A 22,103-nucleotide genomic window follows, 5' to 3' on the forward strand; every position below is an offset into this window, starting at 1 on the left:
ATCATGACACTCACGCCGCATCGCAGCGGCCGGCGACAACCCGCGCCCGGCCACCTGCCGCAATCCGCACGCAACGCGACGCACGTGTGGCGTCAGCCTCCGATATGTCGCGCCGTGGACTCAATTCGAACCGCCGGATACCACCGATTGCCTGACCGACCGGCGGCGCAAACGCGAGATCGTGGGCCGCACCCGCGACGGCCACTTCGGCATCGCGCGGATAGCGCCTCAGCACGCGTGACTGCCCGTCGACCTGCCCGCTGACGATCCAGTCGCACGACCATTCGGCCGGATCGCACCGTTCACCCGCACGCAAACAGGTGCCGCCGCTCCCGGCCCTGCACAGCGTGACGCGCACGCCGAGGCGCATCGCCTCGGTACGCGCAAACGACAGCGCGCCGAGCAGCGCGCGCGAGCGTGCATCCACACGTTCACGCATGCGCCACTGATCGAACGCGGGCGCCGCATGGAGCGCGAGCCCGGCCGCCAGCGAGAGGGCGACCATCAGCTCGACGAGCGTGAACCCGCCCGAGCGGCGCAACACATTTTTCAGGGGTAAAGCGTGCAGTCCCATCGCAGCCGTCCTTCGCCAAGGTGATGCGACGACTGTAGCGACGCGTGCGGACGCGCGCCATTTGCCGAACGGCCGACTGGCGGCATGCGATCGCGACCGACACAATCGGCGCGAACTGATCCAACGGAGAAGACGATGAACGGACGCAGCGCGTCAGCGCTTACGCGGAGTCTTGGCGGGAGAGGCGCGACGGAACTCTTCGATCACGTCGGCAAATTCGGAAACGTCCTCGAACCGGCGATACACCGATGCGAAGCGGACATAAGCGATCGTATCGAGGCCGCGCAACTCGTTCATCACGAGTTCGCCGAGCTTCTCGCTACGCACTTCGCGCTCGCCTGTCGCGAGCAGTTGATACTCGATGCGGGCGACCGCCGCGTCGATCGCGTCGGCAGCAACCGGCCGCTTGCGCAGCGCGAGTTGCATGCTGGCGACGATCTTGCGACGGTCGAATTCCGTGCGGCTGCCGTCCTTCTTCACGACGAACGGCAGGGACAACTCGACCCGCTCGTACGTCGTGAAGCGCTTGTCGCAAGCCGAGCAGCGACGGCGCCGCCGGATCGCGGCGCCATCTTCGGACACGCGCGAGTCCACGACCTGCGTGTCGTCATGCCGGCAGAACGGGCAGCGCATCGTCGATCAGCGATAGACCGGGAAACGCTTGGTCAGCTCGGCGACCTGCGCACGCACGCGCTCGATCGTCGCTGCATCTTCCGGGTTTTCCAGCACGTCAGCGATCAGGTTGCCCACCTGTTCCGCTTCCGCCGGACCGAACCCGCGCGTCGTCATCGCCGGCGAGCCCAGGCGCACGCCGCTCGTCACGAACGGCTTTTCCGGATCGTTCGGGATCGCGTTCTTGTTGACCGTGATGTGCGCGGCGCCGAGCGCGGCTTCCGCTGCCTTGCCCGTGATGTTCTTCGCGCGCAGGTCGACCAGCATCACGTGGCTTTCCGTGCGGCCCGACACGATGCGAAGGCCGCGCTTCACCAGCGTTTCAGCCAGCACGCGTGCGTTCTCGACCACCTTCTCCTGGTACGCCTTGAATTCCGGCGACAGGGCTTCCTTGAACGCCACCGCCTTGCCCGCGATCACGTGCATCAGCGGGCCGCCCTGGATCCCCGGGAAGATCGCCGAATTGATCGGCTTCTCGTACTCCGCCTTCATCAGGATCACGCCGCCGCGCGGGCCGCGCAGGCTCTTGTGCGTCGTCGTCGTCACGAAGTCCGCGTGCGGCACCGGGTTCGGGTACACGCCTGCCGCGATCAGGCCGGCGTAGTGCGCCATGTCGACCATCAGGTACGCACCGACCGACTTCGCGATCTTCGCCAGACGCTCGAAATCGATCTTCAGCGAGAATGCCGACGCGCCCGCGACGATCAGCTTCGGCTTGTGTTCCTGCGCAAGCTTCTCGGCCGCTTCGTAGTCGATGTCTTCGTTCTCGTTCAGGCCGTAGCTCACCACGTTGAACCACTTGCCCGACATGTTCACCGGCGAACCGTGCGTCAGGTGGCCGCCGTGCGCGAGGCTCATGCCCATGATCGTGTCGCCCGGCTTGAGCATCGCGAAGAACACGCCCTGGTTCGCCTGCGAACCCGAGTTCGGCTGCACGTTCGCCGCTTCCGCGCCGAACAGCTGCTTCACGCGATCGATCGCCAGCTGCTCGACCACGTCCACGTATTCGCAGCCGCCGTAGTAGCGCTTGCCCGGATAGCCTTCCGCGTACTTGTTCGTGAGCTGCGAACCCTGCGCGGCCATCACCGCCGGGCTCGTGTAGTTTTCCGACGCGATCAGCTCGATGTGATCTTCCTGGCGGCGGTTTTCCTGCTCGATCGCAGCAAAGATTTCGGGATCGACGTTCGCGATGGTGCTTTGGGCTCTGTCAAACATACGGTTTCCGTTAAGTGTGTACAGGTTGACCGAAGTGGCCGAGTACGGTGCGCTGCTGGCGGGACCAGCTCGACGTGGCGGAGGAATCCGTATGACGCGAGGCAGGACAGCCACCGGCGATGCACGCGACGGCGCACAACGGCTGCCCAGGCGAACGGCAAAAACGGCGCCCCGCGCTTCACGGTGGGATGCTCCACCTTGAACCCGAAGGGTTCTATCGCCAGTCACGCAGGGGTGATGAGCGCGTTAGTGTATTGGATGCGTCATGAATAGGCAACCGCACGGCGGTGCGCCCGGAGCAATTGGGGCCAGACTCTACGCGCCCGTGCCGGAACGCTTTGCCGCCTTGCCGCGGTGCGGCATTCTCAGTAGGCTTGCGGGATATCACCCGCTATTTTGTCTTCGACCAGGAGCAGCAATGATCGTGTTCGTCACAGGCGCGTCCGCCGGCTTCGGCGCCGCCATCGCCCGTGCCTTTGTCAACGGAGGCCACCGCGTCGTCGCGACCGCGCGTCGCAAGGATCGTCTCGATGCGCTCGCCGCCGAACTCGGCGATTCCCTTCTGCCGCTCGAGCTCGACGTACGCGATCGCGCGGCCGTCGAGGCCGTACCGGCCGCCCTTCCCGCCGAATTCGCGGCGCTCGACGTGCTCGTCAACAACGCCGGCCTCGCGCTCGGCGTCGAGCCGGCCCAAAAGGCCAGCCTCGACGAATGGCACACGATGATCGACACGAACTGCACGGGCCTCGTCACGGTCACGCACGCGCTGCTGCCCGGCATGATCGAGCGCGGCCGCGGCCATATCTTCAATCTTGGCTCGGTCGCGGGTTCGTACCCTTATGCTGGCGGAAACGTCTACGGGGCGACCAAGGCTTTCGTCAGACAATTCAGCCTGAACCTGCGCGCCGACCTGCTCGGCACGCCGTTGCGCGTCACCGACGTCGAGCCCGGCCTGTGCGGCGGCACCGAATTCTCGAACGTTCGTTATCGCGGCGACAACGAAAAAGCGGCGAACGTCTACAACAACGTCCAGCCGCTCATGCCCGAGGACATCGCCGACACGATCTACTGGATCGCGACGCGCCCGGCGCATGTCAACGTCAACACGATCGAGCTGATGCCGATCGCGCAAGCACCCGGCGGCCCGACCGTCCACCGAGGCTGAAGCCCCGCTGGCCGGCCCCTTCGGGCCGGCCAGCAGTGTGCTACCGCATACTACATTCCGTTACGAATCGGTTACGAATCAGGCTCCTGCCTTCCGGTAGAATGCGCGCCATGACCCAGCCTACCCGCTCCCCGGAAGCGCCCTCCGGCTTCATCTGGCCGGTGCGCGTGTACTACGAGGATACCGACGCAGGCGGCATCGTCTTCTATGCCAACTACCTGAAGTTCTTCGAACGCGCCCGCACCGAGTGGCTGCGCGCCTGCGGCATCGACCAGCGTCGGCTCGCCGACGAGACCGGTGCGATCTTCGTCGTCCGCAGCACGTCGCTCGACTACCGCGCACCGGCGCGACTCGACGACACCCTGGCGATCACGAGCCGGCCCGGACGCATCGGCCGCGCATCGGTGGAGTTCACGCAGGAAGCCTGGTGTGGAGACACGCTGCTCGTGGCCGGGCACATCCGCCTCGGTTGCGTCGACCGTACCGGCATCCGGCCCGCGGCGATCCCGCCGGCCGTGCTCGACGCGCTGGAACGCGGGCCCGTCACCGACGACGGGCAGACTGCACTGTCAACGAAGCTCGCATGAGCGCCGTTTAGACACAGCCTATGAACTTGCCTTTCTGATTCGATACTAAGCAAGGTTCGGCGCCAGGCATGGCCGGCGCGCCGCGCCGCACGCATACCGGGCGCCCCGAAGGGACGTTACTCAAACCTCTATGAACACTTCTCAAGACCTGTCGATCATTTCCCTCGTCCTCAATGCGAGCGTGCTGGCCCAGGCCGTGATGGGGCTGCTGCTGCTGCTGTCGCTGATGTCGTGGACCTTCATCTTCCGCAAGTGGTTCGCGATCCGCCGCGCACGCGCGCAGACCGAACGCTTCGAGAAGGACTTCTGGTCGGGCGGCGACCTGCAGGCGCTGTACCAGAGCGCAGCCAACAACCGCCACACGATCGGCGCGCTCGAGCGGATCTTCGAATCGGGCATGCGCGAGTTCCTGAAGGCGAAGGAAAAGCGCATCAGCGATCCGGGCCTCGTGCTCGACGGCGCACGCCGCGCGATGCGCGCGTCGTTCCAGCGTGAAATGGACGTGCTCGAAGCGAACCTCGCGTTCCTCGCGTCGGTCGGCTCGGTCAGCCCGTACATCGGCCTGTTCGGCACGGTCTGGGGGATCATGAATTCGTTCCGCGGCCTCGCGAACGTGCAGCAGGCCACGCTCGCGAACGTCGCGCCAGGCATCGCCGAGGCGCTCGTCGCCACCGCGATCGGCCTGTTCGCCGCGATTCCGGCCGTGGTCGCGTACAACCGCTACGCGCACGATATCGACCGCCTCGCGATCCGCTTCGAGACCTTCATCGAAGAGTTCTCGAACATCCTGCAGCGTCAGGCCCAGTAAGGAGCGCGCCATGGCAGGAAGCCCCATCCGATCCAGCATGCGCGGCGGCCGCTCGCGCCGTGCAATGGCCGACATCAACGTCGTGCCGTACATCGACGTGATGCTGGTGCTGCTCGTGATCTTCATGGTCACCGCACCACTCGTCGCCCCGTCGATCATCAACCTGCCGACCGTCGGCAACGCCGCGCCGCAGGAGCAGACGCCGCCCGTCGTCGTCAACATCAAGGCCGATCGCACGATGAGCGTCAAGTACAAGGGCGACTCGGGCGCGACCCAGGAAGACACGATGACGAAGGCCGAGCTCGACAGCTTCATCGTGGCCCGGCAGGCCGATCATCCCGACCAGCCGGTCGTGATCGCGGCCGACAAGACCGTGCAGTACGATGCAGTCATGACCGTGATGTCCGATCTGAAGGCGCGCGGCGTCAAGCGCGTCGGCCTCCTCGTCAAATCGCAATGAACTGGCAGCAATCCACGCGCAGCTCCGCCTACCCGCCTCAGCCTCCCCGCGAGCGCGGTACCTGGCGCGCATTCGCGCTCGCCGCGCTGATGCACGTGCTGCTCGCGCTGTTCCTCTATCACGGCGTGCAGTGGCAGAACAGCACGCCGGCCGGCGCCGAAGCCGAGCTGTGGACCGAGGTGCCCGACGTGCCCGCGCCGCGGCCCGTCGTCACGCCCACGCCGCCCGTGAAGGTCGCGCCGCCCGCTCCCCCCGTGCGCGACGAGCAGGCCGACATCGCGCTGCAGCAGAAGAAGCGGCAGCAGGAAGCGGCCGCGCGTGAAGCGCTGCTCGAGCAGCAGCGCCGCGCACAGCAGTTGAAGGCGCAACAGGAAGAGGAAGCCCGGCGCGCGCAGCTTGCCGCGCAGCAGGCGGCCGCACTCGCCGCGCAAAAGGCCGCGGAACGCGACCGGCAGAAACAGGCCGACAAGCTCAAGCAACAGCAGCTTGCCGAACAGCAGAAGCTCGAACAGCAGAAACTCCAGCAGCAGAAGCAGGCGCAGCTCGAAGCGCAGCAGGCGGCGAAGGCGAAGGCCGACGCGGCCGCGAAGGCAAAGGCGGAAGCCCAGGCCAAGGCGAAGGCCGAAGCCACGGCACGCGCGAAGGCCAATGCGGCGGCGAACGCGAAGCTCGACCGCGAGCGCAGCGCGCGCCTCGCGCAGATGCAGGGCCTGTCCGGCGCCGGTGAAGGCGGCGGCGAAGGCCTCGCGAAAAGCGGCACCGGCACGGGCTCCGGCGGCAATGCCGCGACGCCCGGCTATGCCGACAAGGTGCGCCGCCGCGTCAAGCCGAACATCGTTTGGGGCGGCGAGCGGGCAGGCCTGACCACCGTCGTCAAGATTCGGTGCACGCCGTCCGGTGACGTATTGAGCGCATCGGTCTCCCGCTCCAGCGGGAATTCGGGGTGGGATCAAGCCGTGGTCAATGCGATCCACGCATCGGTCCCGTTGCCGCCCGATTCTAACGGTCGTACCCCGTCGGACATTACGATTACCTTCAAGGCGGCGGAGTGAAACGAAATGCGCTTACACTCCGGGCGTCGCTGTCGGACGGGAACGAATCGGGTATTTTTACTGTCTCTGCCGTTGCGCAGCGATCCAAGCCATACGGGAAGCAAGAAGCATGAGTTTGATGACAAAGCTAGGTTTCAGGGCACTCGTGGCCTCGTGTCTGATTACGGCGGGCAGCGCCGCTAACGCCCAGGTCAACGTGCTGATCACCGGTGTCGGGTCGACCCAGTTCCCTATCGCCACCGCGAATTTCGCGAACGAGGCGAACCTGCCGCAGCAGGTCACGTCGATCGTCCGCGCCGACCTCGCCCGCAGCGGCAAATTCACCAACATCGACGCAGGCAGCACGCCCGTGCCGGAGACCGCATCGGTCGATCTCGGCGCATGGAAGGCGAAGGGTGCCAATGCGTTCGTCGCCGGCAGCGTGAACCGCGAAGCGAACGGCCAGTACAAGGTCAACTTCATCCTGTACGACACCGTGAAGCAGCAAAGCCTCGGCGGCCTGTCGCTGACGGCCACCGACACCACGCTGCGCACGGCCGGCCACAAGATCGCCGACTACATCTACCAGAAGCTGCTCGGCGTGCGCGGCGTGTTCGCCACGCGCCTCTCGTACGTGATCAAGACCGGTAACCGCTACCAGTTGCAGATCTCGGATTCGGACGGCCAGAACGCGCGCATCGCGCTGTCGAGCACCGAGCCGATCATCTCGCCGTCGTGGTCGCCGAGCGGCACGAAGGTCGCGTACGTGTCGTTCGAGCGCAAGAAGCCGATCGTCTACATCCACGACCTGCCGACCGGCCGCCGCTACATCGTCTCCGACCAGAAGGGCAACAACAGCGCACCGGCATGGTCGCCGGACAGCAACACGCTGGCCGTCGCGCTGTCGCTGACGGGCAATACGCAAATCTATTCGGTCAATTCGACGGGCGGCGGCCTGCGCCGCCTCACGCAGAGCAGCTCGATCGACACCGAGCCGTTCTACTCGCCGGACGGCCGCTGGATCTACTTCACGAGCGATCGCGGCGGTGCGCCGCAGATCTACCGGATGCCCGCACAGGGCGAAAGCGCCGGCGCCGCGCAGCGCGTGACCTTCACCGGCAGCTACAACACGAGTCCGCGTATCAGCCCGGACGGCAAGCTGCTCGCTTACATCTCCCGCACGGGCGGGGGCTTCAAGCTGTACGTTCAGGATCTGCAATCGGGCGCGGCGAACGCCATCACGAATACGAATCGCGACGAATCGCCGAGCTTCGCGGCAAACGGCCAGTACCTTCTGTACGCTACCCAGTCGGGTGGTCGCAATGTTCTGGCAGCAGTGCCCTCCGACGGCAGCGCGCCGCCGCAAATCCTGTCCGTCCAGGGCGGCTCCGTACGTGAGCCGTCGTGGGGGCCCTTCATGCAATGACCACAAGGAGAGTAACCATGATGTCGAATAAAGCTCGTCTGGCCCTGGCCGTGATGATGATCAGCGCGCTCGCAGCGTGCAAGTCGGGCGTGAAGCTCGACGACAAGGCCAACAACGCGGGTGCGGTCAGCACGCAGCCGAGCGCCGACAACGTCGCGCAAGTGAACGTCGATCCGCTGAACGACCCGAACAGCCCGCTCGCGAAGCGCAGCATCTACTTCGACTTCGACAGCTATTCGGTGAAGGACGACTACCAGTCGCTGATGCAGCAGCACGCCCAGTACCTGAAGAGCCACCCGCAGCGCCACGTGCTGATCCAGGGCAACACCGACGAACGCGGCACGAGCGAGTACAACCTCGCGCTGGGCCAGAAGCGTGCGGAAGCCGTCCGTCGCGCGATGGCACTGCTCGGCGTGAACGATTCGCAGATGGAAGCCGTGAGCCTCGGCAAGGAAAAGCCGCAGGCAACGGGTCACGACGAAGCATCGTGGGCGCAGAACCGTCGCGCCGACCTCGTCTACCAACAGTAAGTAACGGAAGAATCGCCGTATGACGCACCGTGTATCCCTGCTGCGCGTTGCCGCAGCATTCTGCGTCGCGGGCGCGGCGTGGTCGGTCGCGCCGGCGCACGCCGGCGTGTTCGACGACAACGAAGCGCGCCGCGCCGTGCTCGATCTGCGCACCAAGACCGACAACCTGGCCAGCCAGTTGTCGGCCGCCCAGCGTACGATCCTCGATCAATCCGGCCGTCTCGACCAGTTGAACCAGCAGGTCGCGACGCTGCGCGGCGAGAACGAGGATCTGACGAACCGGCTGACGACGCTCGAACGGCAGCAGAAGGAGTACTACCAGGATCTCGACACGCGGCTCAAGAAGTTCGAGCCGCAGCAGGCGACGATCGATGGTGTCGAAGGCACCGTGCAGCCGGGTGAAACGGATGCGCTCAATGCGGCGCAACAGCAGTTCCGCAACGGCAACTTCAAGGCGGCCGCGGCTTCGTTCCGCGCGTTCATCGCGAAGTATCCGCAGAGCCCCTACCAGCCGACCGCGCAGTACTGGTACGGCAATGCGCAATACGCACTGCGCGACTACCGCGGTTCGACTGCGACGTGGCAAGGGATCGTCAGCAAGTTCCCGCAGCACCCGCGCGCGGCCGATGCCCTCGTGGCGATCGGCACGAACCAGCTCGAGCAAGGCCAGAAGGCGGCCGCGAAGAAGACGTTCGAGCAGGTCGTTTCGCAGTACGCCGGGTCGAATGCTGCACAGACGGCGCAGGGCAAACTTGAAACGATCAAATAATTATCGCGGCGGGTTGTTGACAGCCTGACACCCCGTCGCTATAATCTTTTGCTCTTTGGGTCGTTGCCCAAGTTGTTCAAGCAACGAACCGACAGGTTTCAAGAACGTGGGGTGGTAACTCAGTTGGTTAGAGTATCTGACTTTTAATCAGAGAGTCGAGGGTTCGAGTCCCTCCCACCCTACCAACTATCTTTGATAGTGCAAATAAAGCCTCCCAAGCGGAGGCTTTTTTGCGTCTGTTGCTTTTGCGTGGGCACGACGTCCGTTCCCTGCCCGTCACGGCTGTCGTGCGTTGGCCTCCACGGCATTCTCCGACGTCGCGGCCGCAACCGGCACCTGCCCCGCCGCCGCTGCCGGCGCGCGCAACCGCATGATCCCCGCGTCCCCGACTTCGACGTACAGATCGCCCTGCGGCGTGACAACCATCCCCGCCGGCCGGTTCAACGAACCCGGCAACGTACCCGCGCGATTGCCGCGCGAGCCGAGTTGCCCCGCGATGACCGCCGCGTCACCCTTCGGATCGATCCGCAACACTGTGTGGTTGCCGCTGTCGCTCACGTACACGTTGCTTCTCGCATCGGCCGCGATGCGACCGGGCATGCACCATGTCCAGTCGCAACTGATCAGGTTGTTCGTCAGCCGGTCCTTTTCGTCGCGCGATTCCGCTTTCGCGAGCGCGCCGTAGTACGCATGTTCCGCGGCCGGCCACGGCCCGGGCAGGAAGTGGATCCGGTGCGCGCCGGTCGCGGGATCGATCTGCCAGATCACATCGCGACTCAGCACGAAGAGCTGCCCGGCAGCCGGCGGCTCGTCACGAAACGTTCGACCTCTTCGCGCGGAATCTTGTACTGCTGTTCATCGCGCGCAACGGTCGTGACCGTTCCCGCCGAGAAATCGAGCCGCCGGATACGTGCGCCGCGCCTGCCGATAAACGGACTGTCGTCGAGCACGTACAACCGGCCGTTATGATCGAAACGCAGATAGCGCGGCCGCCATTACGTCGCTTGCGCGAACGGGCCGTCGACCCGCGTCTCGTCGCTGAGCGTGCCGCTCACCGTCTGCACGTTGCCCTGACGGATCGATGCGGCGGATCAACGCACTGCCGCTATCCGCCACGTAGAGATTGCCCGACGCATCCAGCGAAGTGCTCGTCGACAGCGAAGCGAACCGAACTGCGTGGGGCATGACACGACGCCTGAGCGCGCAGCGGAACCGATACAGAGCGCGATCAGACATGTCGCGAGACCGAGGCAGAATCGATAACGCTTCGCCTCGTCAGTCGAGATGGTAGCGAAACAGATCAATGTATCGCCATCAACCCAACTAAGCATGCGTCAAACGGTGTTACTGCCGATGGGGACCGTAGTCTCTGCGGACATGATGTTCAGGCTGATGGACACCTGCCGCGACAATCAGCCGGACAGCGCTGTGCGGACAACAGAGACATGCAACGCCTTACAGCGCCATGCCCGCCCCACCCTAAAATCACATTGGACCAGATAGACCAGAATCTACTGCTCGGACGGCTCGGCAAACGCCTCAATGAAAGCTAGAAGTGCCTCGCGCTTGCGCACATCGAGCAGCCGGAACCTCGCGACAAGCTGCCGCTCGTCAGGGTTCTCAAGCAGAGCCCCCTCCTCTCCGGTAAGAACGTAGCCGACATCCACGCCCGCCGCCGCGATTGCGGTGAGGTAATCGGAATTCGGCCGGCGTAGCCCCTTTTCGTATTGATACTGCGCACGCTGCTTGACAGCACCTAAGGCGCCAAACTCCGTCTGGTTCAATCCCAACCGCGACCGCTCGCGCCTCAGCCTCTCGCCGAACTCGTCCATTCGAGATAGTTCCCTTCTTGACAACGGATCAAAAGATCCTATAGTTGGTTTCAAGCAAGCTTGATTGAGTCATTTTTATGGCGCCAAGTATTTCGTTTGAGCAGTTGTCGGGCACCCCATATTCTCAAGATGGAGAACCATCATGACATCCACATACGAAATTTGCGGTGCCTTGTCCGTCCTCGACAACTTTCGCCACCAACACGCCCAGCGATTCGCCGAGAGTATCGCGAACCCCGCTGACGTCTATTTCGCCACTGACGCGGTCACTCATTCGTTCATGATTCGCATTCGCGGCGTACTCAATGACGATGAAGCCCGGTCCGTCGAGGAGGCGCTGGAGGAATTGTCCCAGAAATGGGCGCGTGCCGGCGCCATCTTCCGCCGCGTGCGATACGGTGAATCATCGTTTATTCCCATCGGCCTTGCCCATTACGTCGAACTGCTTGAAGAACTCGCCGACGAGCACCTGCAACTGGACGCCTTCCTGCAACGCCAGGCCCGGATTCTGGAAAAGTTTCGGCCCTCCACCACTTCACGCGCGAGAGAACGCTGACAGACCACGACAACCCTTGGCCTAGGATAACCGAAGCAACGGAGAAGACGATGGAAGAGCCAGCACGCTACGTCCTGTCGGGTGCGCTATCCGTTCAGGATGACTTGGAAGATGAGCAGCTTGATCGAGTGTCTCGGCATCTGAGCGGCATAGCGACGGTGCACTTGAAGCACGACAAGGTGGCACACACCGTCTCACTGCGCATCTCGGGCGAATTGATGCGCGACGACGTGCGCTACATTGAGCAGCGCGTCGAGCGCTTCGCCGAGGAGAATGCCCGGGCCGCCGCGATTCTGCTGAGCGAGTGGAAATGCGAGACGAGCGAACTCGTCGTGGGCATGAACTGGGACGCTCAATGCCTGATCCGGCTGGGCGCGGTACAAGAACAACTCGCAAAACTCACCGAACGGTATTTCGACTTTCTGCTGCGGCTCGAGCCTCCTGACGCTCCCTTGCGCGGCCACCCACTTCTGTGCGTCGCAGTGGAGACCGACGACGATCGAAGGCTTGGCTAATGCGTGTGCTCGCAGGTCTGGCAAGGCTCTACGTGGTCTATCCGTGTGGCGCAGCGAAAGCATCTCAAAAGCCGCACCGTGCCACGCTTCCCTACGCTGACGACGCCGACCACCTCAGAACGAAGCCATCTTCGGGCATATGGCGCGCCAATCCCGGTGAGAGGGCGGTCGAGCCGTGCGCGCGGCCCCTTCTTGGATCGAATCGTGCCGTGGCACCATGGCCGGCACCCTGATCTGCCAGCATGTACGCGCCCGACCCGTCGTGAGCACCGATCGCCCAATGGGGACGAACGACCGAACCGGCAAATTTCCGTACATGTTGACTTGACCGGCAATTTTCCGTACAGTGGCATCAGGAGGTAAGCGACCATGGCTACTACTCGATTTGAAGCCCGCATTGAGACAGACGTGCATGCAGTGATCCGGCGCGCCGCCGAGATCCAAGGGCGCACCATGTCGGACTTCGTCGTGTCTGCCGCTCGCGAAGCGGCGCAACGTGCAATCGCCGACGCCGAAATTATCCGGCTGTCGGTGACGGACTCCGAACGTTTCGCGCAAGCAATTCTGTCGCCGGCAGAACCCGTCGACGCGTTAAAGCGTGCGCTCGAGCGCCACGAGCAACTCCTGCGTGACGAATGAGCCGTTCAACACTTGTTGTCGCTGCCCTGGGACCGATTCATGACCGATCGCAGTTCGTTTGTGGAACGCCAGCGCTAGACCGTTATTTGCGAGAGCAAGTCACGCAGGACGTTCGCCGAAAGATTGCTGCCTGTTTCGTCATGCTCGACGGCAATGTCGTTGTCGGCTACTACACACTGTCTGCCGCCAGTATCACCCTTGTAGACTTACCGCATGATCTGGCACGCAAGCTGCCGCGGTATCCGGCGATTCCAGCCGTGCGCATGGGGCGGTTAGCCGTTGATCAGACTTACCGAGGCAGGGGATTCGGCGCGGCGCTGCTCGTGAATGCGCTACAGCGTGCCGCGAGATCCGAAATCGCCGCAGTCGCTCTCACGGTCGACGCGAAGAACGAGGCTGCCGCCACGTTCTATCGGCATTTCGGCTTTGAGCAACTGGCGAATGACCCATTGGCGTTGTTCTTGCCTTTGGCAACCGTGAAGTAAGGCATGCAACCAAGTTGGGTGAATGCCCATATCGGAATACCGAGCACGCACCTCGCATAGAACACCGGTCACGGAGACTTCGCCGTACGAGCCAGCGCGCAAACCGGCTTGGCGAACCACCCTAGCCCGGTGTTGTCAGCCAAAAATTTTTCCAGCACTCAGCGGATTGACTGAGAACGACACGGATGCGTGTGCCCGCCGACACCTCGGCGCGCCCTCTTGTTTCTGCTGAAAAATCGACCTAGATTCAAGCCAATCCGGTCCGGTCAACGGGCATGCGCAATCGAGCGCATGCTTGCCCACGCCGTCACCTCTGTTCACTGGTCACGACGGCCATCGTGCCGTTCGCGACGAGCCTGCATCTGAACACTTTTTGCGACCCTCGCCATAGGTCGCAGATACGCGGTACGCACGACCGACTGCATTTCTGTGTGCATCGGTCCCGGCCCTTGGGATGCGCTCCATGAGGAATGCTGCCATGAAATTGCGCCCAATCATCACTCAACAGCTCAATGGACTGCAGTGTCGAGTAAGGCTTGACGCCTGTCCACGGCAAGGAAATCTTCGCCAAATGTGGCATGGTGGCCAATCGGCTGACCATGAGCACATCTCGCCCCGCGCGGGGTGGCTCGAGCGTCTTGTAATGCACACGGCGGGACCGAAATTTGACAACATTCGGCTCAGTCAACAAGAGGCCATGCACCGCCAGATTGATATTGCTTCGCCGATCGGCTCTTGCTTCATGCCCCGAGTCACGAGAGGCCCATTCCAAAGCACTCCCGATACAATCCTCGCCGCCCTTCCTGCAAAAGCAATTCCGCGTACCCGAGCAGGCAGCCACACGTGCGTGCGCCCCACGACAGATGCCCAACCCGTGGCAGGTGAACCGTGAACGCACCCCGGGCGAGACTCAGCGTCGAACTTGGGCCGCTCAAAGCCGAATGGGAGGCGTGGTGCGCACAACGCGGCGTCACGCCCAGCGAGGGTCTGCGGCAGTTCGCAGCGAAGGCCATTGAACGGGCAGGCGACCGACCAGATACGCGAGCATCATTTCCCCCTCGAGACGGCCCCTGCATACGCATCGGGATCGGACTCACTCGCACTGAGCACGAATGCGTCAGGGCCGCGGCCTATGTTAGCGGTTTCACAGCCAACCGATGGATCGTCGCGCTGATTCGGGCGCACCTCACCGGTGAACCGCAGCTTGGGAACCGAGAGTTAACACTTCTCGCAGAGTCCAATCAACAACTTGCGGTAATCCGTAAGCTACTCGGTGAACTCGTCAGGAGTTCAGACACGAGCCCCTCTCGGCAGGGACCCGCTTGGGAGGACACTCGCGCAGCAATTGACGCGCACCTACGCGCCGCCGCGAAGCTCGTGCGGAGCAACCTGGATCGATGGAGCCGCTGACATGGCCTTTCCCAGAACCTACGTCGATGCTCTGCTGGTCAACTGGGGAGATCGACTGTTTCACGAACCGCTTCGGCATGCCCACGCTCAGCACCTATCACATTGGACAATGCACCGACACGCCCTGCATTTGCGTGAGAAGCTGGTTGCAACGCTTGGGCGCGCTCCAGAGGTGATGGTCAAGATTAGCAACAAGGGGGGCGGCGCGCAGGGGATGGCCGTAGTCCGTCGTCACTTGCAGTACATCTCGCGCAACGGTGATGTCGAGTTGGAAGATCAGGACGGGCATGTGATCACCGGAAAGACCGAGTTGAATGACCTCCTCGAGCAATGGCACTTGGGCGGCTGGGGAATTCCCCAAGAAAGCAGGCGAAGAGAGACCCTCAATGTGCTGCTGTCGATGCCTCCCGGTACAAATCGCCAAGCAGTTCGGGATGCGGCAAGCGCATTTGCACACGAGACATTCTGCGATGGGCGGCCATACGTCTTCGCGGTACACGATGATGAAGCACATCCTCATGTACACCTAAGTATCCATACACGTGGTCCTGATGGCCAGCGACTCAATCCGCGCAATCAGGATTTGCATCAGTGGCGAGAATCCTTCGCACGGCAATTGCGAGAACATGGCGTCGACGCGAACGCGACACCCAGAATCGTGCGAGGCCAAACTCAACGCTTTCCGAAACAAGCCGCTATTTGGATGGCAGCACAAGGTATTCCTCTCCGCTTTTACTCGTCGGTGATGGACGACGAGACACGCCAGGTTCTATGGGAGGCACATCTCGACACCTTGAGCGCCTGGCACGAAATCGCACACGCACTGGCCCATTCCAATGTCCCCGAGGATCGAGCAATGGCAATCGACATCGCAAATTTTGTGTCGCGAATGCCGATCCGAGCGTTGAGTCCCATGCACACTCCGCAACATCGCGGCCCCGCGCAACAACCCGACCATTCGGTCAACCGAGGGCGCACGACATACAGTCCGGATTTGCCATGCAATGAACGCGGCGCACCATCGTTCGACATGGACCTCTAATCGCACTCAAGCGGAGCACCCCGGATAAGGTGACGTCCAGATCGCCAGCGTCGCGCCCGAATAGTGTAAGCGACTACTCGACCGTAGCCGCCGGTGTCCGAACCGATCTCGACGAAGTCGATCTGGCCGCCAACGACTGCAGCAATCTGTGCACATGCATCGGCGGGCAACCCATCGTACGTGATGATCCATTGCGCGAAGCCTGCGCCACCGTCTGGCCCGACAGCGCCCGCACAAGACGCTTAAGGCTATCATCGTCTTCGCCTTGCTAGAGCTCCCGCGCGAACCCGCCCCCGCTCGCGACAAAACGAGCGGCCGCACACGTATCGTGCATCGGTTGCATATCATCTGTCATGCGCGGCGGCACGGATGAATCGGGCGCACGGAAATCCGGCGTTGCGCCGGCGCCCGGTGCCCGGTGCCCGCCGCGAGGTTCGTCGCGCGACGTAGCGGCCGCAACGGCCACCCGCCCCGCGCGCGTTCACTCCGTCACGGACGGCGCGGAATCTGCGTCGGAGAAACGCGGCTTCGCGCTCTGCAGGTCGCGCGTGTTCTTCTGCACGGCCACCGAGCCGAACAGCGCGAGCACGAACGACATCGCGTAGAAGCCTTTCTCGCTCAGTTGCAGCGTCGCATTGAAGAGGCCGACGATCAGCAGCGCGATCGACAGCAAAAGCGCGATCCAGCTGAGGCCGTAGTAGATGCCGGTGACGGGAATGCCTTCCGCGCGGTCGCGCACGCTCTTCTGCAGCGAGATCGCCGCGTAGAGGCCGAACACCAGCACAGTGAAGTAGTAGCCCTTCTCGTTGAGCTGCATGCCGGCGTTCCAGAGACCGATCAGGAATGCTGCGAAACCGGCGAGCAGCGCGGCCCACGACGCGGCCACGAACGCGAACGACGGTTGCTGGATGGTGGTCTGGTTCATTGCTTTGCCCTCTCTTTCTTCTTGTTCGAAATCGTTTTCGTTGAACTGCGTTTCGCGCATGGTAGCAGCTTTGGCACGCGGCACGACGGCTTGCTTGCAGTCTTACGATTCGCGCTGCGCGCGTCGCCAGCGCCCCGGCGTCGTGCCGAGCACCGCGCGAAACGCCTTGCCGAACGCGGCTTCCGACTGGTAACCGACCGCCTGCCCGATCTCCGCCTGCCCGCGCTGCGTGTCCTGCAGCAGCGCGCACGCATGCATCATCCGCATCTGCGCGACGAACGCGCCGACACTCATTCCGGCCCGCTCGCGGAAATGCCGGGCGTACGTCGCACGCGACATCGCGGATGTGTCGCCGAGCGACTCGACCGTCCACGGCTTCTCCGGTGCCTGCAGGACGGCCTGTACCGACGGGCCGAGCCGCGCATCGGCAGCGAGCGCAAGCCAGCCGGACGGCACGCGCGCGCCACGGCCGTATGCGCGCAACGCATACGCGAGCAGCGCCTGCCCGAGCGCGTTCACGATCGCGCCGGCGCCCGGCTGCCCATTCGACGCCTCGGTACGCAGCACGCTCGTCAGCAGTTGCAGCGGCGCGAACCCCGACGCCTCGCGCAGCCCGACATGCAGCACGTGCGGCAGCGTACGCATCAGCAGTTCGCCCGCGCCGCGTGCATAGACGAACCGTCCGCACAGCAGGTCCATGCTCGCGCCGCCCGGTTCGGTCGAATCGAGATTCGACTTGACCGGCAGCACCGCGCCGCCGCCGGCGCCGTGTTCGCGCAGCGCCGCAACCGGCCGCGACCGGCCCGCGCCAGCGTCGAGCAGCTCGTGCGCGCCACCCGCGGGCAGCAGCACGAAATCGCCTTCGGCGAGCTGCAGCGTGCGCCCTTCCGCGGTATGCAGCCGGCACGTCCCGGCCAGCACCAGGTGAAACGCCGCCTCGCCCGGCGGCAGCGGGTCGTGCGGCATCGCGAACGGCCCGCCGAGCAGGCAGCGCACGTCGAGCTCGACATGGCTGCGGCCCAGCGACAGCAGTTGACTCAGGGCATCCATGAGACGATTGCGCTAAAAATTGACACTCTAGCGTATCGAAACCCTCAGCGCGAACGATCAGAATAAGCCTGCATCGCCCGAGATCGCGGCGCCCGCCGCCCTCCTCACCTCTTCTCGAAAAGGACGCATCATGCTGAACTGGAACGAATACCGGAAGGAACTCTCGACGCGCATCGGCGACATCGCCAAGCTATCGCCGGACACGCTGGCCGGCTACCAGGCGCTGGCCGGCGCCGGCGCCAAGACGGGCCATCTCGACGCAAAAACACGCGAGCTGATCGCGCTCGCGGTGGCGGTCACGACACGCTGCGACGGTTGTATCGCCGTGCACACCGCCGAAGCGGCCAAGCATGGCGCGACGAAGGAGGAAGTAGCGGAAGCGCTCGGCGTCGCGATTGCGCTGAACGCGGGTGCGGCGCTCGTCTATTCGGCGCGCGTGATGGACGCGCTCGGCGACTGAACCTGACGGCCGCGGCGCTACCGTCGCGTGACGGCGCCCGGCTGCATGGCTGCCCGGTTGCGCACCGCGCATCCGGGCAAATGACGTATGAAGATTGGCCAGCATACCTGCCCGAATGGCTGGCCGGACGCACGCGGGCGAGGATACGCCGCGAAGTCGGCTACCATGCGCGAACGATCCATCGTGAAGGAGCGCCCCATGTGCCGCTGGCTCGCCTATACGGGTAATCCGATCCATCTGGAGACCGTGCTGTTCCGCGCGAAGCATTCGCTGATCGACCAGAGCCTGCATTCGGAGCTGGGGGCGACGACCACCAACGGCGACGGCTTCGGCATCGGCTGGTACGGGCGCCCCGACGAACTGCCGTTCCGCTACCGCTCCGTGCATCCCGCGTGGAACGACCGCAACCTGCGCGAAGCCGCACGCGCGATCCGCTCGCGGATGTTCATCGCGCATATCCGCGCGGCCACCGACACGCCGGTGCAGGAAACCAACTGCCACCCGTTCCGCCACGGCCGCTGGCTGTTCGCGCACAACGGGCTGATCCGCGACTTCCACAAGCTGCGCCGCGACCTGACGATGAAGGTCGATCCCGCGCTGTTCCCGACGCTCGAGGGCTCGACCGACTCCGAACTGATGTTCCGCCTCGCGCTGACCTACGGCCTCGAGCAGATGCCGCTGCCCGCGCTCGAGCGGATGGTCGGCATGGTCGAGGAAACGGCCGCGCGCCACCGCGTGGCCGAACCGCTCAACATGACGATCTGCGCGACCGACGGCGAGCGGATCATCGCGGTGCGTTACTCGAGCGAACGGCAGTCGCGTTCGCTGTTCCACAGCACGTCGTTCAAGCACCTCCATGAGCTGTATCCGCACAACCCGCGCATCGCCGAAGCCGGCGACGACGCGTTCATGGTCGTGTCCGAGCCGCTCGTCGACCTGCGCGGCGCGTGGGAGGAAGTGCCGGAGAGCATGGCGATCGTCGCGCAGGGTGCTGATGTGCAGCAGCGGCCGTTCGCGCCGCGACACAAGTAGCGGACGGCACCATTGAAGGCTTCGTAAGGGGATGCCAAACGTATGCGGAAGAACGAATACGCCCGGAAAATAACGGATTACAAACATACCGGCGCGTTACAATTGTCAACGGAAGTCGACGAGACTCCGAACAAAGTAACTGTGCGATCGTCCGTACCTCTAATCGGAAATGACCCAAGATTCCAAGAATTGGCCACCCGTCAGGCCGACGGACTGCGAACCGGCACGTCCTCGTGTGAAACAGAATCGAGCCTTCGTGGTGTGGCTGACCGGGATTTCCGGCGCCGGCAAATCGACACTGGCGAACCTGCTGAAGGAACAGCTCGATGCACGCGGACTTCGCACCTATCTGCTGGATGCCGACCGCTTGCGCGAGGGGCTGAACCGTGATCTAGGGTTCAGCGATGCCGATCGCCACGAAAATATCCGGCGAACCGCCGAAGTGGCCAGGCTGCTGGTGGATGCCGAATTCATTGTCATCGCCGCATTGATCTCGCCATTTCAGGCAGCGCGTGACAAGGCCCGCACGCGCTTTGACGAAGGCACGTTCGTCGAAGTCTTTGTCGACGCTGCATTGGAGGTCGCCGAGGCGCGTGACCCGAAGGGGTTGTATGCGTTGGCCCGGCAAGGAGCCATTCGCCAGTTCACCGGCATCGATTCCGCGTACGAGCGACCGCACTCCCCCGACGTGCACGTCAAGACGGCCGAGACAGGTCCGTTGGAGTGCGTGGACGCGATCATCCGGAAACTGCCGCTGAACGACTGACATCATCGGAGTCAGTCGCCGTCCCTTGGTTTCCGGCGCGCCGCCCGAACAAATGACGATCGTGTCCGCGCATGGTGCCGATGTACACCGGCGGCCGTTCAGTCCACGGCACAAATCGCGTCAGGCGCGGCGCGAAAACCGCATCCGAACCGAATCAAGTCCGGCGGGCAGCCGACGCGAACGGACGCGCGGCCGCGGCAGTGCGGTGAACCCGAGCCGTTCGTACAGCGCGCGGGCCCGCACGTTGCGGGTCAGCACGTCGAGGACGACATCGCGGCTGCCGTCGGCCGGCAATGCCCCCGTGTCCAGCGCGTCACGGAACAACGCACTGAAGATCCCCGTGCCGCGCTGTCGCTCGTCGGTTGCGCAATGCGCGACGAGAATCTGCGTACGCTTCGGCGCCGGAATTTCCGTTTCGAGAATCAGCCCGCGCAACAACTGCCCCATCGTGCGGCGCACGCCGAAGAAGCGCGCCAGCGCCCACACGACATGCACGTCGTCGAACATCGTCCGTTGCCCGTCGTGAATCGCCATCACGGCGAGCACGGTGCCGTCTTCAGCGACCGCGACGCGATGCCGGCGCCACGAAAAGCGCCCATGGCGCGACCGGAATGCCTGCTGCAGGAATGCGATGCAGCGCGCATCGCTTTCGCCGAGAAAAAACCCGAATTCCGCCACGCCGGACGCAAACACGAGCGGCCCGCACGACGCCGCGTCGTTCGCCTCGGCCGCGCGAAACCGCACGCGCTCGCCGGCATGCGGAGCCGCTTGCGCGAACGCACCGGTCGGCGTCATCCGCTGCGCCCCGCGAGTCGCGACAACACGGCGACCGTCCGGCTGATCTGTTCCGGCTCGTGCGTCGAGCAGATGAAGAAGCGCAGGCGCGCAGCCTTTTCCTCGACGGCCGGATAGAAGATCGGCTGCACGTTGATCCCTTCGTCGAACATCGCATTGGCCCATTGCGCGGCCTTCAGCGAGCTCCCCGTGATCACCGGCACGACCGCGAACCCGGCACTCGTGCCGGTATTCAGCCCGGCGGCGCGCGCTTCGTTCAGGAACTGCCGCCCGCGCGCCTGAAGTTGCGCGACGCGCTCCGGCTCGGCCTGCAGGCGCTCGAGCGCGGCCAGCGACGCTTCGGCGAGCGTCGGCGCCAGCCCGACGCTGTACAGGAAGCCCGGCGCCAGATGGCGCAGCATGTCGACGAGCGGCTGGCAGCCGGCGATGAAGCCGCCGCAGCCGGCCAGCGTCTTGCTCATCGTGCCCATCCACATGTCGACCTGGTCGGGCGCGACGCCGCAATGCTCGCGGATGCCCTTGCCGGTCGCGCCGAGCACGCCGAGCGAATGCGCCTCGTCGACCAGCAGGAATGCACCGTGGCGCGTTTTCACGTCGACGAAGCGCTGCAGGTCGGGGAAATCGCCGTCCATGCTGTACAGCCCTTCGATCGCGATCAGCACGTGCCGGTATTCGCGGCGTACGCGCGCGAGCAGCTCGTCGAGCGCCTGCCAGTCGTTGTGCGCGAAGCTCAGCCGCTTCGCGCCGCTCAGCTGCGCGCCCTGCACGATGCTGTTGTGCGCGAGCGCATCGTGGACGATCAGGTCGCCCGGGCCGAACAGTGCGCCGATCACGGTCACGTTCGTCGCGTGGCCGCTCACGAACGCGACGCAGTCGTCGGTTTCGTAGAACGTGGCCAACGCGCGTTCGAGATCGCGCTGCACCGGGCGTTCGCCCGCGACCATCCGGCTCGCCGATGCCGACGTGCCGTACCGGTCGATCGCGGCTTTCGCGCGCGCGGACACGTCCGGATCGCCAGCCAGGCCGAGGTAGTTGTAGTTCGCGAAGTTCAGGTATTCGCGCCCGCCGATCTGCGTCGTCGCACCGGCGACGCCGTCGTGCACGCGGAAAAACGGCGAGTCGACGCGCAGCTTCTCGCCCATCTCGCGCATGATCCGGACCTGCTGATACTGCGGCATCGATTCGAAGCGGCTGCGCGCCGATGCGGTCTGCGCTGCCTGCGTGCCGGGCACGCCCGGTGCCGCGGCAGCATCCGTCGCGCGCTCCAGCTGCCGTTTCAGCGCTTTCGCCGCCAGTTGCTGGCGAAGATGCTCTCCCAGTGCCATTGCTTCCTTCGCTTAATCTCGAAAAGACGCTATG

26 protein-coding genes, 1 tRNA gene and 1 riboswitch are annotated in these 22,103 nt (G+C 64.2%); of the genes, 17 read left to right on the top strand and 10 right to left on the bottom strand.

The features are described from left to right. Positions 1–10 precede the first annotated feature (10 nt). From DPV74_RS02540 to glyA, 3 genes are all read right to left on the bottom strand, one after another. The gene (locus DPV74_RS02540; protein WP_119336438.1) at positions 11–574 is read right to left on the bottom strand and encodes a GspH/FimT family pseudopilin; all 564 of its coding nucleotides are present in this window, start codon (positions 572–574) and stop codon (positions 11–13) included. Between the two features lie 153 nt (positions 575–727). Next, positions 728–1,207, bottom strand: coding sequence for a transcriptional regulator NrdR (gene nrdR / locus DPV74_RS02545; RefSeq protein ID WP_006476792.1), 480 nt, complete (start codon positions 1,205–1,207; stop codon positions 728–730). Positions 1,208–1,213: 6 nt separating this feature from the next. Next, a complete protein-coding gene (gene glyA / locus DPV74_RS02550; RefSeq protein ID WP_027788263.1) occupies positions 1,214–2,461 on the bottom strand; it encodes a serine hydroxymethyltransferase in 1,248 nt (415 codons plus the stop codon). Positions 2,462–2,598: 137 nt separating this feature from the next. Beyond that, a riboswitch (ZMP/ZTP riboswitch) is annotated at positions 2,599–2,699 on the bottom strand. 180 nt (positions 2,700–2,879) lie between these two features. Between glyA and DPV74_RS02555 the strand changes: the two genes are divergently transcribed. From DPV74_RS02555 to DPV74_RS02595, 9 genes are all read left to right on the top strand, one after another. Beyond that, complete coding sequence (locus tag DPV74_RS02555; protein ID WP_059698893.1) at positions 2,880–3,626, top strand: SDR family NAD(P)-dependent oxidoreductase; 747 nt, start codon at positions 2,880–2,882, stop codon at positions 3,624–3,626. A gap of 101 nt (positions 3,627–3,727) precedes the next feature. Next, complete coding sequence (ybgC, locus tag DPV74_RS02560; protein WP_119336439.1) at positions 3,728–4,213, top strand: tol-pal system-associated acyl-CoA thioesterase; 486 nt, start codon at positions 3,728–3,730, stop codon at positions 4,211–4,213. 130 nt (positions 4,214–4,343) lie between these two features. Then, positions 4,344–5,021, top strand: a complete 678-nt coding sequence (tolQ, locus tag DPV74_RS02565; protein WP_021157170.1) for a protein TolQ — start codon at positions 4,344–4,346, stop codon at positions 5,019–5,021. A gap of 10 nt (positions 5,022–5,031) precedes the next feature. After that, a complete protein-coding gene (gene tolR, locus DPV74_RS02570; RefSeq protein ID WP_011351075.1) occupies positions 5,032–5,481 on the top strand; it encodes a protein TolR in 450 nt (149 codons plus the stop codon). Then, on the top strand, positions 5,478–6,533 hold the full coding sequence (tolA, locus tag DPV74_RS02575) for a cell envelope integrity protein TolA (protein ID WP_119336440.1): 1,056 nt from the start codon (positions 5,478–5,480) through the stop codon (positions 6,531–6,533). Before tolR ends, tolA begins: the two co-directional genes overlap by 4 nt. Positions 6,534–6,642: 109 nt before the next feature. Then, positions 6,643–7,938, top strand: coding sequence for a Tol-Pal system beta propeller repeat protein TolB (tolB, locus tag DPV74_RS02580; protein ID WP_027788267.1), 1,296 nt, complete (start codon positions 6,643–6,645; stop codon positions 7,936–7,938). A gap of 17 nt (positions 7,939–7,955) precedes the next feature. Then, positions 7,956–8,468 (top strand): peptidoglycan-associated lipoprotein Pal, encoded by a 513-nt coding sequence (gene pal / locus DPV74_RS02585; protein WP_021157174.1) that lies wholly within the window; start codon positions 7,956–7,958, stop codon positions 8,466–8,468. A 19-nt stretch (positions 8,469–8,487) separates the two neighbouring features. Then, on the top strand, positions 8,488–9,237 hold the full coding sequence (gene ybgF, locus DPV74_RS02590; protein WP_021157175.1) for a tol-pal system protein YbgF: 750 nt from the start codon (positions 8,488–8,490) through the stop codon (positions 9,235–9,237). Between the two features lie 108 nt (positions 9,238–9,345). Continuing rightward, positions 9,346–9,422, top strand: a tRNA-Lys gene (locus DPV74_RS02595). 91 nt (positions 9,423–9,513) lie between these two features. Here the strand turns inward: DPV74_RS02595 and DPV74_RS02600 are convergent. From DPV74_RS02600 to DPV74_RS02610, 3 genes are all read right to left on the bottom strand, one after another. Further along, on the bottom strand, positions 9,514–10,020 hold the full coding sequence (locus tag DPV74_RS02600; RefSeq protein ID WP_119336441.1) for a hypothetical protein: 507 nt from the start codon (positions 10,018–10,020) through the stop codon (positions 9,514–9,516). After that, complete coding sequence (locus tag DPV74_RS02605) at positions 10,014–10,193, bottom strand: hypothetical protein (protein WP_119336442.1); 180 nt, start codon at positions 10,191–10,193, stop codon at positions 10,014–10,016. The genes DPV74_RS02600 and DPV74_RS02605 overlap by 7 nt, the downstream gene beginning before the upstream one ends. Positions 10,194–10,748: 555 nt before the next feature. Next, positions 10,749–11,069 carry an XRE family transcriptional regulator gene (locus tag DPV74_RS02610; RefSeq protein WP_111017746.1) on the bottom strand — a complete coding sequence of 107 codons (321 nt, stop codon included), beginning with the start codon at positions 11,067–11,069 and terminating at the stop codon, positions 10,749–10,751. A 142-nt stretch (positions 11,070–11,211) separates the two neighbouring features. On the opposite strand from DPV74_RS02610, the gene DPV74_RS02615 reads away from it, so the two are divergent. The 5 genes from DPV74_RS02615 to DPV74_RS02640 all read left to right on the top strand — a co-directional run bounded on the left by DPV74_RS02615 (position 11,212) and on the right by DPV74_RS02640 (position 15,716). Beyond that, complete coding sequence (locus tag DPV74_RS02615; RefSeq protein ID WP_060279494.1) at positions 11,212–11,625, top strand: hypothetical protein; 414 nt, start codon at positions 11,212–11,214, stop codon at positions 11,623–11,625. A 50-nt stretch (positions 11,626–11,675) separates the two neighbouring features. Further along, entirely contained in the window at positions 11,676–12,140 is a 465-nt protein-coding gene (locus tag DPV74_RS02620) for a hypothetical protein (protein ID WP_111017747.1), read from the top strand. A gap of 369 nt (positions 12,141–12,509) precedes the next feature. Next, positions 12,510–12,779 carry a DUF1778 domain-containing protein gene (locus DPV74_RS02625; RefSeq protein WP_111017748.1) on the top strand — a complete coding sequence of 90 codons (270 nt, stop codon included), beginning with the start codon at positions 12,510–12,512 and terminating at the stop codon, positions 12,777–12,779. Next, a complete protein-coding gene (locus DPV74_RS02630) occupies positions 12,776–13,264 on the top strand; it encodes a GNAT family N-acetyltransferase (protein WP_060279491.1) in 489 nt (162 codons plus the stop codon). Before DPV74_RS02625 ends, DPV74_RS02630 begins: the two co-directional genes overlap by 4 nt. A 1,411-nt stretch (positions 13,265–14,675) precedes the next feature. Next, positions 14,676–15,716: a relaxase/mobilization nuclease domain-containing protein gene (locus DPV74_RS02640; RefSeq protein ID WP_119336443.1), complete on the top strand. Its 1,041-nt coding sequence runs from the start codon at positions 14,676–14,678 to the stop codon at positions 15,714–15,716. A 481-nt stretch (positions 15,717–16,197) separates the two neighbouring features. Here the strand turns inward: DPV74_RS02640 and yiaA are convergent, their stop codons facing one another. After that, positions 16,198–16,641, bottom strand: coding sequence for an inner membrane protein YiaA (gene yiaA, locus DPV74_RS02645; protein ID WP_119336460.1), 444 nt, complete (start codon positions 16,639–16,641; stop codon positions 16,198–16,200). Between the two features lie 102 nt (positions 16,642–16,743). Next, the gene (locus DPV74_RS02650; protein ID WP_119336444.1) at positions 16,744–17,691 is read right to left on the bottom strand and encodes an AraC family transcriptional regulator; all 948 of its coding nucleotides are present in this window, start codon (positions 17,689–17,691) and stop codon (positions 16,744–16,746) included. A 130-nt stretch (positions 17,692–17,821) separates the two neighbouring features. Here DPV74_RS02650 and DPV74_RS02655 point away from each other — a divergent pair, with 130 nt between their 5' ends. The 3 genes from DPV74_RS02655 to cysC all read left to right on the top strand — a co-directional run bounded on the left by DPV74_RS02655 (position 17,822) and on the right by cysC (position 19,949). Continuing rightward, positions 17,822–18,151, top strand: a complete 330-nt coding sequence (locus tag DPV74_RS02655; protein WP_027788276.1) for a carboxymuconolactone decarboxylase family protein — start codon at positions 17,822–17,824, stop codon at positions 18,149–18,151. A gap of 198 nt (positions 18,152–18,349) precedes the next feature. Beyond that, the gene (locus tag DPV74_RS02660) at positions 18,350–19,183 is read left to right on the top strand and encodes a class II glutamine amidotransferase (RefSeq protein ID WP_119336445.1); all 834 of its coding nucleotides are present in this window, start codon (positions 18,350–18,352) and stop codon (positions 19,181–19,183) included. Between the two features lie 169 nt (positions 19,184–19,352). Continuing rightward, the gene (cysC, locus tag DPV74_RS02665; protein ID WP_081082835.1) at positions 19,353–19,949 is read left to right on the top strand and encodes an adenylyl-sulfate kinase; all 597 of its coding nucleotides are present in this window, start codon (positions 19,353–19,355) and stop codon (positions 19,947–19,949) included. Between the two features lie 120 nt (positions 19,950–20,069). Here cysC and DPV74_RS02670 read toward each other — a convergent pair whose 3' ends face one another. Continuing rightward, a complete protein-coding gene (locus DPV74_RS02670; protein ID WP_119336446.1) occupies positions 20,070–20,744 on the bottom strand; it encodes an N-acetyltransferase in 675 nt (224 codons plus the stop codon). Beyond that, positions 20,741–22,069 (bottom strand): aminotransferase class I/II-fold pyridoxal phosphate-dependent enzyme, encoded by a 1,329-nt coding sequence (locus tag DPV74_RS02675; protein WP_060359575.1) that lies wholly within the window; start codon positions 22,067–22,069, stop codon positions 20,741–20,743. The genes DPV74_RS02670 and DPV74_RS02675 overlap by 4 nt, the downstream gene beginning before the upstream one ends. Positions 22,070–22,103: the final 34 nt, after the last annotated feature.

Source organism: Burkholderia sp. HAN2018 (genome assembly GCF_024704855.1).
Taxonomy (GTDB): Bacteria; Pseudomonadota; Gammaproteobacteria; order Burkholderiales; family Burkholderiaceae; genus Burkholderia; species Burkholderia cepacia.

What these genes read in the sequence shown, in the direction of transcription:
- yiaA (WP_119336460.1), bottom strand. Translation starts at nt 16,641, where the DNA reads ATGAACCAGACCACCATCCAGCAACCGTCGTTCGCGTTCGTGGCCGCG.
- DPV74_RS02660 (WP_119336445.1), top strand. Translation starts at nt 18,350, where the DNA reads ATGTGCCGCTGGCTCGCCTATACGGGTAATCCGATCCATCTGGAGACC.
- tolA (WP_119336440.1), top strand. Translation starts at nt 5,478, where the DNA reads ATGAACTGGCAGCAATCCACGCGCAGCTCCGCCTACCCGCCTCAGCCT.
- DPV74_RS02640 (WP_119336443.1), top strand. Translation starts at nt 14,676, where the DNA reads ATGGCCTTTCCCAGAACCTACGTCGATGCTCTGCTGGTCAACTGGGGA.
- DPV74_RS02610 (WP_111017746.1), bottom strand. Translation starts at nt 11,069, where the DNA reads ATGGACGAGTTCGGCGAGAGGCTGAGGCGCGAGCGGTCGCGGTTGGGA.
- DPV74_RS02650 (WP_119336444.1), bottom strand. Translation starts at nt 17,691, where the DNA reads ATGGATGCCCTGAGTCAACTGCTGTCGCTGGGCCGCAGCCATGTCGAG.
- DPV74_RS02555 (WP_059698893.1), top strand. Translation starts at nt 2,880, where the DNA reads ATGATCGTGTTCGTCACAGGCGCGTCCGCCGGCTTCGGCGCCGCCATC.
- cysC (WP_081082835.1), top strand. Translation starts at nt 19,353, where the DNA reads ATGACCCAAGATTCCAAGAATTGGCCACCCGTCAGGCCGACGGACTGC.
- DPV74_RS02615 (WP_060279494.1), top strand. Translation starts at nt 11,212, where the DNA reads ATGACATCCACATACGAAATTTGCGGTGCCTTGTCCGTCCTCGACAAC.
- DPV74_RS02670 (WP_119336446.1), bottom strand. Translation starts at nt 20,744, where the DNA reads ATGACGCCGACCGGTGCGTTCGCGCAAGCGGCTCCGCATGCCGGCGAG.
- tolR (WP_011351075.1), top strand. Translation starts at nt 5,032, where the DNA reads ATGGCAGGAAGCCCCATCCGATCCAGCATGCGCGGCGGCCGCTCGCGC.
- ybgC (WP_119336439.1), top strand. Translation starts at nt 3,728, where the DNA reads ATGCGCGCCATGACCCAGCCTACCCGCTCCCCGGAAGCGCCCTCCGGC.
- nrdR (WP_006476792.1), bottom strand. Translation starts at nt 1,207, where the DNA reads ATGCGCTGCCCGTTCTGCCGGCATGACGACACGCAGGTCGTGGACTCG.
- DPV74_RS02625 (WP_111017748.1), top strand. Translation starts at nt 12,510, where the DNA reads ATGGCTACTACTCGATTTGAAGCCCGCATTGAGACAGACGTGCATGCA.
- DPV74_RS02540 (WP_119336438.1), bottom strand. Translation starts at nt 574, where the DNA reads ATGGGACTGCACGCTTTACCCCTGAAAAATGTGTTGCGCCGCTCGGGC.
- pal (WP_021157174.1), top strand. Translation starts at nt 7,956, where the DNA reads ATGATGTCGAATAAAGCTCGTCTGGCCCTGGCCGTGATGATGATCAGC.
- DPV74_RS02620 (WP_111017747.1), top strand. Translation starts at nt 11,676, where the DNA reads ATGGAAGAGCCAGCACGCTACGTCCTGTCGGGTGCGCTATCCGTTCAG.
- tolQ (WP_021157170.1), top strand. Translation starts at nt 4,344, where the DNA reads ATGAACACTTCTCAAGACCTGTCGATCATTTCCCTCGTCCTCAATGCG.
- glyA (WP_027788263.1), bottom strand. Translation starts at nt 2,461, where the DNA reads ATGTTTGACAGAGCCCAAAGCACCATCGCGAACGTCGATCCCGAAATC.
- ybgF (WP_021157175.1), top strand. Translation starts at nt 8,488, where the DNA reads ATGACGCACCGTGTATCCCTGCTGCGCGTTGCCGCAGCATTCTGCGTC.
- DPV74_RS02675 (WP_060359575.1), bottom strand. Translation starts at nt 22,069, where the DNA reads ATGGCACTGGGAGAGCATCTTCGCCAGCAACTGGCGGCGAAAGCGCTG.
- tolB (WP_027788267.1), top strand. Translation starts at nt 6,643, where the DNA reads ATGAGTTTGATGACAAAGCTAGGTTTCAGGGCACTCGTGGCCTCGTGT.
- DPV74_RS02655 (WP_027788276.1), top strand. Translation starts at nt 17,822, where the DNA reads ATGCTGAACTGGAACGAATACCGGAAGGAACTCTCGACGCGCATCGGC.
- DPV74_RS02630 (WP_060279491.1), top strand. Translation starts at nt 12,776, where the DNA reads ATGAGCCGTTCAACACTTGTTGTCGCTGCCCTGGGACCGATTCATGAC.